Origin of the sequence: Microvirga sp. 3-52 (genome assembly GCF_018383585.1) — a bacterium.
Lineage (GTDB): Bacteria > Pseudomonadota > Alphaproteobacteria > Rhizobiales > Beijerinckiaceae > Microvirga.
This window is the reverse complement of the sequence record NZ_JAHAMK010000025.1, coordinates 1-12,711: the sequence shown is the minus strand read 5'-3', so window position 1 is coordinate 12,711 and position 12,711 is coordinate 1. Positions and strand designations below refer to the sequence as shown.

At 61.7% G+C, this 12,711-nt stretch carries 10 protein-coding genes and 1 pseudogene; 5 read left to right on the top strand and 6 right to left on the bottom strand.

Translation table 11 applies throughout. The features are described from left to right. The first annotated feature begins 139 nt into the window (after positions 1-139). The 5 genes from KHP60_RS17680 (at position 140) to KHP60_RS17660 (ending at position 6,623) form a co-directional block, all read left to right on the top strand. Positions 140-1,657, top strand: coding sequence for a glycoside hydrolase family 43 protein (locus tag KHP60_RS17680; RefSeq protein WP_213565649.1), 1,518 nt, complete (start codon positions 140-142; stop codon positions 1,655-1,657). A gap of 87 nt (positions 1,658-1,744) precedes the next feature. After that, entirely contained in the window at positions 1,745-1,945 is a 201-nt protein-coding gene (locus KHP60_RS17675; RefSeq protein WP_213565648.1) for a hypothetical protein, read from the top strand. 538 nt (positions 1,946-2,483) lie between these two features. Beyond that, positions 2,484-3,173, top strand: coding sequence for a PRC-barrel domain-containing protein (locus KHP60_RS17670; protein ID WP_213565647.1), 690 nt, complete (start codon positions 2,484-2,486; stop codon positions 3,171-3,173). 387 nt (positions 3,174-3,560) lie between these two features. Then, the gene (locus tag KHP60_RS17665; RefSeq protein ID WP_213565646.1) at positions 3,561-5,171 is read left to right on the top strand and encodes an amidohydrolase; all 1,611 of its coding nucleotides are present in this window, start codon (positions 3,561-3,563) and stop codon (positions 5,169-5,171) included. 156 nt (positions 5,172-5,327) lie between these two features. Continuing rightward, a complete protein-coding gene (locus KHP60_RS17660) occupies positions 5,328-6,623 on the top strand; it encodes a M20/M25/M40 family metallo-hydrolase (protein WP_213565645.1) in 1,296 nt (431 codons plus the stop codon). A gap of 435 nt (positions 6,624-7,058) precedes the next feature. Here KHP60_RS17660 and KHP60_RS17655 read toward each other — a convergent pair whose 3' ends face one another. The 6 genes and pseudogenes from KHP60_RS17655 to KHP60_RS17630 form a co-directional block, all read right to left on the bottom strand. After that, positions 7,059-7,976: an arginase family protein gene (locus KHP60_RS17655; RefSeq protein ID WP_213565644.1), complete on the bottom strand. Its 918-nt coding sequence runs from the start codon at positions 7,974-7,976 to the stop codon at positions 7,059-7,061. A gap of 123 nt (positions 7,977-8,099) precedes the next feature. Next, on the bottom strand, positions 8,100-8,501 hold the full coding sequence (locus KHP60_RS17650; protein WP_213565693.1) for a nitrile hydratase accessory protein: 402 nt from the start codon (positions 8,499-8,501) through the stop codon (positions 8,100-8,102). Beyond that, positions 8,470-9,129, bottom strand: a complete 660-nt coding sequence (nthB, locus tag KHP60_RS17645) for a nitrile hydratase subunit beta (protein WP_213565643.1) — start codon at positions 9,127-9,129, stop codon at positions 8,470-8,472. Before nthB ends, KHP60_RS17650 begins: the two co-directional genes overlap by 32 nt. Then, on the bottom strand, positions 9,126-9,755 hold the full coding sequence (gene nthA / locus KHP60_RS17640) for a nitrile hydratase subunit alpha (RefSeq protein WP_213565642.1): 630 nt from the start codon (positions 9,753-9,755) through the stop codon (positions 9,126-9,128). The genes nthB and nthA overlap by 4 nt, the downstream gene beginning before the upstream one ends. 725 nt (positions 9,756-10,480) lie before the next feature. After that, the gene (locus tag KHP60_RS17635; protein WP_213565641.1) at positions 10,481-10,687 is read right to left on the bottom strand and encodes a hypothetical protein; all 207 of its coding nucleotides are present in this window, start codon (positions 10,685-10,687) and stop codon (positions 10,481-10,483) included. Positions 10,688-11,019: 332 nt separating this feature from the next. Continuing rightward, a pseudogene (locus tag KHP60_RS17630) lies at positions 11,020-12,371 on the bottom strand (transposase). Positions 12,372-12,711: the final 340 nt, after the last annotated feature.

Below are 12,711 nucleotides of genomic sequence, written 5' to 3'. Positions count from 1 at the left end.
CCCAGCGGGGATCTGGTAAGAACCGCTTCCCGCCCCACTTGCCTGGTCGGCTCGGTGCGTCTGATCGCGGCAACACCCGCTCTTGAGCAAAGCGCACCGGTTCGGCGTTAAGGGAAGGAGCACGGGATGAGCTTGGTTGATGAGGAACCGAACAACCAAGTGCGCTTCGAGCGCCAGCGGAGAGGAGGACGTCATGGGAGACGGGGGACCTGAGAGCCCTGAGCAGGACATCATGCTCAAGGCGCCCGCGGCTACGCCGTTCCCTTTCGAAGTCCGGATCAGGACCAGCAATGCCAGCCGAGTCTTCGAGCTGAACGGTCCTGATCCCGCGGCAAGGGCGATGGTGTTCCTACGGCACGAACTGGCCGGGCGAGAACAAGACGATTACCTCGACCTGTTCGAAAGGATCTCCCACACCTTCGGCTCCCGCCTCCCCGGCAACCGCAAGGGCGGAGAACTGCCCTCCTTTTCGGCCCCCTACCGGGTTCTGCTCGACAGCAATGTCACGCCCGAGATCTGGTACGGGTACGGCGATCCTGCCGTCACCAAAGTTCCGGACGAGCGCACCGGCACTGGCGACTGGTACTATCTCTTCGTGACCTCTAATGACGCTCCAAACTCGTTCCCGATCCTGCGTTCCAGAACCCTCGATCACTGGGAGTTGTCCGGGTTTGCCTTTCCGGAGGGACAAAAGCCCTCCTGGGCCGAGGATGGCCTGAACGTCAGCGACTATTGGGCTCCCGAGATGCATATGGCCGGGGGCCAGTTCCTTTTGTGCTTCGCAGCGCGCGAGAAGGGCCGTTCGCTTGCGATCGGGCTGGCCCGATCATCACGGCCAGAGGGCCCGTTTGAGAGCGACGATGCACCTCTGATCACCGGCGGCGTGATCGATCCCCACCTCTTCGTCGACAGCACTGGTCGGACATTCCTGTTCTGGAAAGAGGACACGAACGACCTCTGGCCAAGCCTGCTGAGCGCATTCCTGCATGACCATGCAGGCATGGTCGAGATACTCTTTCCCCTGGCCGACGATCAACGAACGGCCTCGCTTGCCCTGGTGATCTGGCCGTGGGTGCGCACTCTGGAACCCATGGAGCGCTTCCTCGTGCAGCAGGTCTTGATCGAAGCGGTCGTGTCGGACTTCTCCCGATTCCGGCAGCGGCTCCGATCGCTGCTGGAACACGAGCTGCCTGAGGATACACGGCAGGCTCTCGAAGGCATTCTTGCGGCTCTGCGCACGCCGGTCTACGCGCAGGAATTCGACCCGCAGGCTCACGGCCTCATCGGAAACAAGGTGGTTGTGCTCGAGAACGATCAGGATTGGGAAGCGCACCTCATCGAGGGGATCTGGATCGTGGAGCATTCAGGCCGGTTCTACATGTTCTACTCCGGGAACGATTTCTCGACTCCGGAGTACGGAACCGGCGTTGCGGTCGCTTCCTCGCCGCTGGGGCCTTATCGGAAAATGCAGGGGCCGCTTCTGCGCTCGACGGAAGAGTGGATGGGACCTGGCCATCCCTCCGTGGCCCAAGGGCCGGACGGGAACCCGTGGCTCTTTCTGCATGCCTTCTTTCCCGGGCAGGCCGGATACAAGAAGTTTCGCGCATTGCTCGCAGTGACGATCAGCTTTGACCAGGAGAGCGTGACGCTTCGATGATGATCGACCGCGCATGAGCATCAAAGGCCGCATGGAATTGTTCGAGGGCGTGCCGGACCTGCTCGCCGCCTGACGGCGCTCGCTCCAATGGCCTGCCACCTCAACGTACCGCATGCTGTCGCCCTCATCGGCGGGAGGGCGCTGGCTCCCATTCCCGGCCTCCCCACCGTCGAGCCCGATCCGCAGCTCCCGCTCGTTCTGTTCCTGTCGCTCCTCATTCAGGCGAGCGCCCATCAGACCGATCACATGGGCTCCCAAAAGTACAAGTCCGGAACCGAGCGGAAGTAAGGTTGTTGGGAGGAGACTCGACGGATCAGCGGAAGTTGCAAAATGAAATTCATCCTTATGTCCCTCGCCCTCGCGTGCCTGTCGACCAGCGCCATGGCCCAATCGGGTTCCATCACTCTCACCATGACCTGTGCTCAAGCCAGAGGGATCGTCTCCTCCCGAGGCTCCGCCGTGCTACACACGGGACCGAGCACCTTCAATCGCTACGTTCGCGATGGAAGCTTCTGCGCGCTTCAGGAGGTTTCCCGTCCCGCCTGGGTAAGAACGTCTGATGTCGTTCAGTGCCCTATCGGGGGCGTCTGCAGGTCCGTCGAAATCGATAACGGTCAGTAATCTCGACAGGGGTTCACAGGAGCCGTCTCATTTCTTGAAATGCTTGAACCAGTTTTTCCATGTCGTCAGACCCGCCGACAACGCCAGGCGCGATTTCGATACCGGTCAATGCACGCGGCGCTCAATGGGTCTGAACTCCCTCCCCTGCACTTCCGTTGACTTTCGGGGCACCACTTGCGGTGTTCTTGATCGTACGGAGGAAATCATGCGGAAGACACCATTCGCAGCAGGCCTTGCCACAGCCGCGCTGATCGCCAGCGCTGCCCTAGCCCAGACATCGGCTCCCACCCAGCCGGCTGGATCCGGTCAGGTCATGACGCAGATGCCACCGGATCTCATGCGGGGCTTGCAGTTGATGGGCATTGATGTTTATGGAGCGGACAATCAGAAGATCGGCGACATCGATGAGGTTCTGGTGGACCGCCAAGGCAAGATCCATGGCCTCGTCGTCGGCGTCGGTGGCTTCCTGGGCATCGCTCAGAAAGATGTAGCCATCCCGTTCGACCAGATCCGGTGGATGTCCAGTCAGGAGATACAGGCCTCCGCGAACGCCAACCAGGGTAGCGCAAGAACCGCCGACACGACGGTACCGAGCACCGCAACCGGCGGAGCGGGTCAACCTATGACAACCGGCAGCACCGCCGCAGGTGGTACGGGGGGCATGACCGGGGGCTCCGCTCCGACTGGCAACGCCGGCGCTACGACCGGTGCAGTCAACGATCCCGGCACGCCTGCGCGGGCCATGGTCAGGATGACCAAGGCGGACCTGCAGAACGCACCCGAGTTCCGCTACGCGAACGAGCAGAATCGGACAGGAGCCGCAGGCAACACCAATCCGCCGCCCCAGAACGTCAATACTCCCGGCAACACGCCCCCGAACGCACCACGGCAGTAGGAGCGGCAAACCAGGGCTGGCAGGGACTTATTGTCGGTTGCCAGCCCCTTGCGCTTCTTAAGCATGCTCAGGTCGTCCGCTTGAACCGGGACTTCTTCTGGGAAACTCCTTCCCAGCAGATTGGTCGCTGACGGCTTCCATTGCTTCTGCCGCCGCAGGTGGAGAGGCGTTCAGCATCTGGAGAGCACCGTCGGATCCTTGGCATCTCGACGCTTGGTCTGAGTATGCGCGACTTCATGAACTCAGAAAAAAGTTCCAGCAGGAGCCATGTAATTATCTGATGACAGGTCTGCATTCCGCGCCAAAGCATGTCCGCGCGGGATCTGATCGGATGGTGCTTGCGCTGCCTGATTTGCCGGCACCGAATGGAAGACCCGGGAGGATTTGATGAAACACCGCCTGCTGCCCAGTCTGCTACTCACCGCCCTTCTCACGACCACCGTGCCTGTCTTCGCCCAGACAACCGAGCAGAATGCCGCTCTCGTCGAACGTGTCGCGGAGTTGAAGAAGCAAGTTGCCCAGGGCGTCGAGGCCCGCGCAAAGCTCGCACAGGAGATGAACGACTCGATCTTCAGCTTCGGCGAGCTCGCGTTCCAGGAATTCGAGACCTCAAAGCACATCACTGAGATCCTCGAGAAGAACGGCTTCACGATTCAACGGAATGTCGCGGGCCTGCCCACCGGCTGGGTGGCCAAATGGGGCTCGGGCGGCCCAGTCATCGCGTTCGGCAGCGACATCGACTGCATCCCGAAGGCGTCCCAGAAGCCAGGAGTTGCATATCGTGAACCCATGATCGAAGGAGCCCCCGGGCATGGCGAGGGCCACAACTCCGGCCAGGCGCTCAACGTGGTCGCCGCGCTCGCCCTGAAGGAGATCATGGAGCGGGAGAAGATCCCAGGCACCCTTATGCTTTGGCCGGGCGTGGCTGAGGAGCTTCTCGGGGGCAAGGCATACATGGTCCGTGACGGCGTGTTCAACGGGGTGGACGCCGTCCTCTTCACCCATGTGGGCAACAATCTCCAGACCAGTTGGGGTCAGGCGATGGGTACGGGACTCGTGTCCGTCGAGTACACATTCAGCGGCGAATCCGCCCACTCGGCCGCAGCTCCTTGGCGCGGACGCAGCGCGCTCGATGGCGTCGAACTCATGAACATCGGCTGGAATATGCGCCGCGAGCATCTGCGGCCCGAACAGCGGTCCCATTATGTGATCCCTGACGGTGGCGATCAGCCCAACGTCGTCCCGTCGGTTGCCAGCGTCTGGTACTTCATCCGCGAGCAGGACTTCGAGAACATCCGCAAGAACTTCGAGATCGCCAACACGATTTCGGAGGCTGCGGCAAAGATGACGGACACCAGCGTCACTCGAAAAATCATCGGCACAGCGGCGCCACGTCACTTCAACAAGCCGATCGCTGAAGCGGCTTACGCCAACATCCAGCAGGTCGGACTGCCACAATGGACAGAAGACGAGCAGGCCTTCGCCAAGGCGGTGCAGCGCACGGTCAAGGGCAAGGAGGAAGGGCTTGCGTCCGAAGTGAAGAAGCTTGAGCCTCCGCTGGCGAAGCCCGAGAGCGGCGGCTCCGACGATATCGGCGACATCTCCTGGACTGTTCCGACGATCACGTTGAACTATCCCTCCAACATCCCCAACCTGCCGGGTCATCACTGGTCGAATGCGATGTCGATGGCCACTCCGATCGCGCACAAGGGCGTCGTTGCCGGAGCGAAGGTGATCGCGATGACCACCGTCGACCTGCTGTCGAAACCGGAGCTGCTGGTGCAGGCGAAGGAATATTTCGCGAATGAGCAGCAGAAGAACCAGAAGTACGTCCCGACGATCTCGGCCGAGGACAAGCCACAGGTGCAGATCAACGCCGACATCATGGCGCAGTACCGGCCCGAGATGCAGAAGTACTATTACGATCCATCCAAATACGCGACGTATCTTGATCAGCTGGGGATCAAGTTCCCGGTCTTGGAAAAGCCGAAGAACTGAGACGACGACGCTCCAACGGTCCCTTTGCGCGGAACAATGAAGCAATGGGCGGCGGACTTCGGAGTCCGCCGCTAGGACCTCACTCGGACATACCACCGCCGAAGATGGCTCCGTCGCACAATAGGGCCGAGATGAAGCAAAAAGGAGGAAGGTTGCATGCAAATGGTGTTGAGAACAGTTCTGTATGCGCTAACCGTCGGAACGTTGTCGGCAGGCCCTGTCGTCGCGCAGGAAGTCGCGCCGGCCCATACTGAGACCGTAAAGCGCATCATGGATAGCAAGTCGTTCAAGATGGCCGCCGACGCGCTTCAGAAGGACCACGAGCGCTGGATCGACGAGGTAATCAAGCTGACGGAGATCCCGGCTCCGCCGTTCAAGGAGCAGGAGCGGTCAAAAGCCTATGCAGAGATGCTCAAGGCCCATGGCTTGACCGACGTCGAGATCGACGCGGAAGGCAATGCCATCGGCGTGCGGATAGGAACCGGATGCGGGCCACTGGTAGTCGTCTCTGCCCACCTCGACACCGTGTTTCCGGAAGGCACGGACGTCAAGGTCAAGCGCGACGGCACGCGCCTGGCCGCCCCAGGCGTCGGCGACGACAGCAGTGGTCTCGCCACCCTGCTCAGCATCGTGCGCGCAATGGATGCCGCTGGAATCAAAACGAAGAGCGACATCGTATTCCTGGGAGACGTCGGTGAAGAGGGCCTCGGCGACCTACGCGGAGTCCGGTACTTCTTCACAAAGGGAAAGTACAAGGATCAGGCCAAGTACTTCTTCTCTCTTGACGGTGGTGGGACGACCCGAATCACAAACTGTGGTGTCGGATCGAAGCGATACCGCGTGACTTACAAGGGCCCCGGCGGGCACAGCTTCGGTGCCTTCGGTCTCGTCAATCCCATGACTGCCATGGCTCAGACTGTGGTCGAACTCTACAAGGTCCAAACCCCGACGAAGCCAAAGACCACCTATTCGGCAAGCGTGACGCAGGGGGGAACGTCGGTCAACGCCATTCCGAACGAAGTCTGGATGGAGTTTGACATGCGTTCCGAGGACGCAAAGGAGCTGGACCGGCTCGAAAAGCGCTTTCTCGCGATCGTGAATCAGTCCCTGGAGACGGAGAACTTCGCGCGATCCAACAAAGAGGGGACGATCACGGCGGACATCAAGCTCGTGGGTGATCGACCGGCGGGACGCACGGACGAGAAGACGGATCTCGTTCAACTGACCACGGCGGCGTTCCTGGCGAATGGCAGCAAGCCGACATATGAATGCGGCTCGACCGACTCCAACATGCCGATGAGCCTGGGCATTCCGGCACTGACGATCCCGCGTGTCGGCAAGTCCGAGCGGTCTCACTCCCTCGACGAGTGGATCGACACGGAACTGGAAAGCAACCACGCCGTGAAGAAGACAGTCCTCACGACGGTTCTGGCCGTCGCAGGAGCACAGTAGATGACAGCTGGACCGGGTGCATGCACCCGGTCCAGCGCGCCGCTAACTGCGAAAGACTTACCATTGGCAGGCTGTCCCCGCCACCGTTCTTGGTCTTGGAATCATGGGAAGCACGTGCATCCTATACCGGTTCTTCTTCAACAGTCGGGATAGGTTGTAGCAGAAGCGCACATTTCGATTTGAATGGCGAAAGTCGATTCAGGGTCAGACTTTCACATCCCGGCTTCGTGGCGAATGTCAGCTTTCTTTCAAAGGCCAGATCGGACGAGGCTCTTCACCAGCGACCTCTTTCCTCCGGAAGCATATAGACGGCTTATTCGCGACTTCCGTCATGCCGCAATCACTCGACCGTCAAAGCCATCCGCACGAGTGTTGGTGTGACTGCGCCGCCTGGCTCATCAGGGCAACTCGCGCCTCACCCATAGAGCCGACGCATCACGTCTGAAAGACCAGTCGGACCACGGAGACAAGCCGGGCTGCGTGCCGGCCTTCGGGGTCGAGGTCGGGATCGAAGATGGTCATTGTCATCCCGGCGCAGCGCGGATCCTCCACCAGCACCCGCAGGAGCCGGACGAGATCCTCCTCGGCGATCCCAGGGGATCCCGGTGAGTCGACTGCCGGCATGACGGAGCAGTCGAGAACATCGACATCCCAGTGGATCCAGAACGCCCACGATGGTTGCTGCCGGAGCGTCGCCTGCGTGCGCGCTATCACCTCCGCAATGCCGAGTTCATGGACGGTAAACACGTCGAAGCGGGTTATGGCAGTGTCGTTGATGTCGGGCCAGGCGAAATCTGTATTCCGGCTTTCGCGCTCGCCGATCTGCACAACCTGCTCATCGGGAACCAGGGGCCCATCAACCAGCGGCCACTCGGTCAGGAGACGCTCTCCTCGTCCGGTGACCAGGGCGAGATCCATCCCGGCCACAGCCCCCGGAACCGCAGAGGCATCGTAGTTGCCAGGATGGCGAAAGTCGCTGTGGCCGTCGATGTGAACCAGCGACAGCGGTCCGCGCCGGCGCCGTCCTGCCAGGGCTCCGAGCAGGATGGAGCAGTCGCCGCCGATGACGATCGGGAAGGCCAGGGAATCGTCGTTCAGAGCCGCCACGGTCTCTGCCAGCTGCAGGTTGAACTCGCGGATCGCGATGCCGTTGCGAAGGAGCGTCCCGGGATCGGGAATGGTTCGGTAGGGGGGACGCTCGAGATCGACGATCCGGACCGGCAGGAGCGCATCGACAAGGCCGGCTTCCGTCAGTGCCTGGGGTGCCCGCCAGGTTCCCGGCTCGTGACCTGGCGCGCGTGGCCGCAGGCCCAGGTTCGATGGGGCGCGAATGAGAATGCTTCGACGGAGCATGGTGCGTACAGAAGTTTAGCTGGAATTTAGCCTAAGGGTGGAGGTTTGCTCTGGGTCACTGGTGAAGCCTGATGGCGACACAGGCGGCCCTTCACCGCCTCCACGCCCTACGCTCCTCGATGATCAGCGGAGCGGATCATTCTCGAGCAGGATCGGCTCGCCGTGCGGCGTCGCGTGCGCCGCACGGTCCCATGCGCGACGGCGCTCAGCCAGCGCCTGCTCGGTTGCGATGCCCTTGTCACTGACCAACTGCTCGATCGCACTCAGCCAGTGCTGATAGTAAGTCGAACCGTCGTCACAGTCCCCTGCCGCCTGGGCGCCCTTGATCGCGACCGAGAGTGCGGCAGCCCACTCTTTCCAGGTAAACAGCCCCCGCTCGTACAGAGCTAACGTCATGGCGAAGGCCTGGGCTTCCCAAGGCTCTCGAAAAACAGGTTCTCCATCATCGCCGCGCGGGATCGGGGCGATCTCGGCCGCGGCCCGCACAATCTCCTCATGCTGGCTCAAGATAACTCTCCCATGCATCGATAGACACGGTGAGAGTTGCATCGGCCTCCTCACCCCAGAGCTCCCGGCCCGAGAAGCAAACGGTGTAAAGCCACTGTGGCCGCTCGCCGTCGCCCCGAGCATTCGAATCCGGGAACACGTGGGCGCCATGGATCAGTTCCACGACCCCGATCTTCCCACGGGCATAGCGCGGCAGACGCGTGTGGCCCTTTGGATGCATGTTGCGGGTGCGGACCTGGTCGCCGACGGCAAAGCGCGCAAGCTGCTCGATCGGGCGCTCTGCCGGGCCGCCCCGGGCGAGCACGGCCGGCACGTCCGCCGCCTTGAGGATGCGCTTGATCGACGCCGCCTCCGAAAGGGATTGGCCGCGCGTCAGTTCCTCCGGAGAGACGAGGCCCGCCGCAACCACCAGCTTTTCGACGCCCTTGGTCCAGATCTCGTAGTAGCTCGAGGTGAGATACTCGCTAGGCGGCAAGGACTCGCGGGCATGGCGGCTCATGTCGATGTTCCAGCTGCCAGTGGCACCCATCGCGAGGGTCAGGCCGAAGGCCCGTCGTTCCCACTCGGCATGGAACCAGGGCTCATCCTGCTCAACGGCGATCGGGCCGAAGGCCATCATCCCACCAAGATCCTGACCGCCGTTCATCGCGCGGCCTCCGGACGCAGGGCCATGCCGGTGCCGATCATGGAATCGCGCGTCACGAGCTGCGCAAGACCCTCCTCGCCCATGTCCTCTGTCCCCTCAGGGCGCATGGGAATGACCAAGTACCGGATCTCTGCCGTGGAGTCCCAGACCCGAATCCGGGTCGACTCCGGCAGGTTCACGCCGAACTCGGCCAAGACGCCACGCGGGTCGAGGACGGCTCGCGAGCGATAAGGCGCGGACTTGTACCAGACCGGAGGCAGCCCGAGCACCGGCCATGGATAGCAGGAGCACAGGGTGCAAACGACCATGTTGTGCTCCTCGGGCGTGTTCTCGACCGCTACCATGTGCTCGCCCTGACGGCCGATGAACCCCAAGGCGGCTATCGCGGCCGAAGCATCGTTGCGCAGCCACTCGCGGTAAGCAGGGTCCGCCCAGGCTTTTGCCACCACCTGGGCGCCATTGCGCGGTCCCACCTTGACCTCATAGGTCTCAACGAGGGCGTCAATGGCCGCCGGATCCACATAACCCTTCTCGAGCAGAAGCGACTCGAGCGCGCGCACCCGCAGCTCGATCGCGGAGAGATGGCTATGGTCGTCATGATCGTGGTGGTGACGGTGCTGGCTCATGTGTACGGCTCTCCCCGGATCCCTGCACGGACAGCATGCTAACCGGAGGTCGACCGCGACGCCAGCCATGGAACGCGGAACCGGCTGCAAGGCATCGGCCCTGAGGACCAGGCTAGCCGCAGACACAAAGTGCGCCTGTTGCATGTTATGGGATTACCGGCTTTTGGTGTCATGGCCTGCCAGAGGGCCACATAGGACCTAAGTCTCTGGAAGACTTGGTGAGCGCGCTGGGACTCGAACCCAGGACCCTCTGATTAAAAGTTAGTGCACACCGCAAAACACTAACTCACATTCTATAACGATGTAGTCGCACAAAACTCATGTCCAACAGAGTTATATTGCGCTTTGTGCGGCCATGACACTAACTTCTCAAATCACCCACTATCAGGCTTTTATCGTTACCCCAGCTACCCAGAGCCTAATCTGGAGGCGCGTTGGCAGCGGGCCTTGGAAGTGATCGATGGCACACGCTCTGAACCATAAGATCATTTAAAACCTCAAGCCGGATCCGGCTAAGAGGCTGGAGATTCCGGACGGAGCCATGGTCGGCCTCTACTTCATCGTCCAACCCAGCCGTGCCAAGAGTTGGGCCGTCCGTTACCGGGCCGAGGGCAGCCCATGCCGCTGTCTCGTCTGCTAGCGTCGGGACGAGCATGCCGACCCATCCGAGGAGGCCCAGAACAGAGTGCCGGACGACGCGCCGCATAGGAGGGCATCACCTTGTGTCAGAGCGTCGAGCCCTTGCGTGACCTCTCCTGCTGCACCAGTTCCTGAAGGAGCTGGTGGGCCAGGGTCTCGTGCGCCATCCTGGGGGCAATCTCGGCCGACTTCCTGCCATACGTTGTTGTAACGGTCAGCATCTTGCGGTCGACCGCGTAGGTTCCGGAATAGGTCCTGCCGTCAACCTTGATGTGGATTGCATGGCCTGACATAGGAAAATGCCTCCTCAATGAGAGCTCATCCACCACTTGGGCATGAGCATACCTCCTCAAGGGACGAGAGACCACAGTTCACGAATGATCCCAAGGCAGGTGGGTCTAGAGCGAATCAAAGCGCCGCCAGGACAAGCAAACGTCCGTATCGGGCAGCCAAGGAAATCTCCCGCCTGTCAGGAACATCCGATGTTCCGTGCCAGAGCTGACATTCGGCTTACTTCCGAGAAGTGCCGATTGCGTCGACAAAGTCGGCGCTCAAATTGTCTGACGCGGCGGCGAAGCTTTGTTTGCGGAAGCGACGGGCACGCCGAGTCGTTCCCGGCCCTTCCTCAGCCTGCTTTGGTCATCTGAGGCTCTGATGGGGTGATCAGCTTGGCAAGACTCCTCAGGTTCTGGGCGGTGGCTGTCAGCAGAACTCATCCTGAGCGCCGCACGGACCGCGTAGCCGCAGACGTCCCATCTTGAGGATCCGCTTGAGAGGCGCAAACAGCATCTCGATGCGTTTGGGCCCTTGTCGTGACCGCTCGAAGGCCGGTGTGCCCCTCAAGGAACGTGCGACCTCGCGGGCATACTCATAGATGCTGCGCGGAATCTTGCGGGCTGGCGTGTTGGGACAGCACTGCTCCTTGAGGTGACAGGGACCGCAAACGAACGTGCTGCCCCGGTAGATGCGCGTTGTACCCTCGTTCACAACCGTGCCGCTGGTCGTCAGGATCTTGCCCTCAGGACAGGTGTAGGCATCAGCCTCAGGGTCATAGGCGAAGTCTGCTCGCGAGAAGGTGCCGTCCTGGCGCTCGGATCTGTTGATGACGAGAACATGCGGCGCGATCTTCTGCTCGTCTAGCAGCCAATGCAACATCTCGGCCGAACCATAGGCGCTGTCAGCCGCCAGCCGCTCGGGCTTGAGGCCAAAGCGATCAGCCGTGCGCTCCAGCATGGTGCGGCGGCCCCCACCTCGGCCTGGCGCACTGCCCGGGAGGCCTCCACATCGACGATCACGGCTGCCTTGAGGTCGATGAGGTAGTTGTCGGCATAGGCAAAGAACGCCGGGCCACGCAGGGCACCGGTCCACTGGGCGGCTGGACTTCGGCTCAACGTCTGTGGCCGCGCCCTAGGCGGCTTCGTCGAGCGTGGCGAGATACTCCTGCACGGCTCGTGGAGCTGCCCCGGTGCGGCCCTGGGCCCTCCAGTCGGATCCGGCCAGGGAGCGCTGCTTGTTGGCATCGGCGTGGATCAGGCTGGCATCGACCGCAAAGCCCTCGCCACCCACCAGCCCTCCGTCCAGGCAGCGCTGCACCACCGCCTCGAACAGGTGACGGAACAGGTCGCTCTCGCGAAAGCGTCCGTGCCGATTCTTGGAGAAGGTGGAGTGGTCGGGCACCTTGCCCTCCAGCCCGAGACGGCAGAACCACCTGTAGGCGAGATTGAGGTGCACCTCCTCGCACAGACGTCGCTCGGAGCGGATGCCCAGGCAGTAGCCGATCAGCAGCATGCCGATCATCAGCTCGGGATCAACCGAGGGCCGTCCCGTGGAGCTGTAGAAGCCGGCCAGGTGCTGGCGCAGCTCTGAGCAGTCGAGGAAGCGGTCGATGCGCCGCAGCAGGTGATCGCAGGGAACATGATCCTCGAGCTGAAACTCGTAGAACAGGCTCTCCTGTATCACGAGACGCTCGCCCATCATGGCCCGATCCTCCGGCTGAGAATGCCCGATCAGGGAATCACGATCCGCCGCCAATCACGAGGACTTTTTCAACGAAATCTGCCAAGAGCTGACCGTGTTACCTGGTAGGACAGCGGGCTGCCACCATCACCAAGGGCCATGAGCAGCGAATGCCGTCGGAGGAATGAGCTCGAAGCCGCCCGCTATTATTGATCTGGCTTGGGAGAACTTGAACTACGCGGCATAGCGGAATGGCTGATGCCCGAAGTAGCTTCGGATCCTCTCGGGCAGCTTTGTCAGCCGGCGCATATGGCTGATGACGGTTCGTTTGAGTTCGTGCTTGCTGCGGGCGGGCGGCTTG

Excerpts from the sequence above, each read along its gene's own strand:
- KHP60_RS17680 (WP_213565649.1), top strand. The coding sequence starts at position 140 with ATGAGGAACCGAACAACCAAGTGCGCTTCGAGCGCCAGCGGAGAGGAG.
- KHP60_RS17675 (WP_213565648.1), top strand. The coding sequence starts at position 1,745 with ATGGCCTGCCACCTCAACGTACCGCATGCTGTCGCCCTCATCGGCGGG.
- KHP60_RS17670 (WP_213565647.1), top strand. The coding sequence starts at position 2,484 with ATGCGGAAGACACCATTCGCAGCAGGCCTTGCCACAGCCGCGCTGATC.
- KHP60_RS17665 (WP_213565646.1), top strand. The coding sequence starts at position 3,561 with ATGAAACACCGCCTGCTGCCCAGTCTGCTACTCACCGCCCTTCTCACG.
- KHP60_RS17660 (WP_213565645.1), top strand. The coding sequence starts at position 5,328 with ATGCAAATGGTGTTGAGAACAGTTCTGTATGCGCTAACCGTCGGAACG.
- KHP60_RS17655 (WP_213565644.1), bottom strand. The coding sequence starts at position 7,976 with ATGCTCCGTCGAAGCATTCTCATTCGCGCCCCATCGAACCTGGGCCTG.
- KHP60_RS17650 (WP_213565693.1), bottom strand. The coding sequence starts at position 8,501 with ATGCATGGGAGAGTTATCTTGAGCCAGCATGAGGAGATTGTGCGGGCC.
- nthB (WP_213565643.1), bottom strand. The coding sequence starts at position 9,129 with ATGAACGGCGGTCAGGATCTTGGTGGGATGATGGCCTTCGGCCCGATC.
- nthA (WP_213565642.1), bottom strand. The coding sequence starts at position 9,755 with ATGAGCCAGCACCGTCACCACCACGATCATGACGACCATAGCCATCTC.
- KHP60_RS17635 (WP_213565641.1), bottom strand. The coding sequence starts at position 10,687 with ATGTCAGGCCATGCAATCCACATCAAGGTTGACGGCAGGACCTATTCC.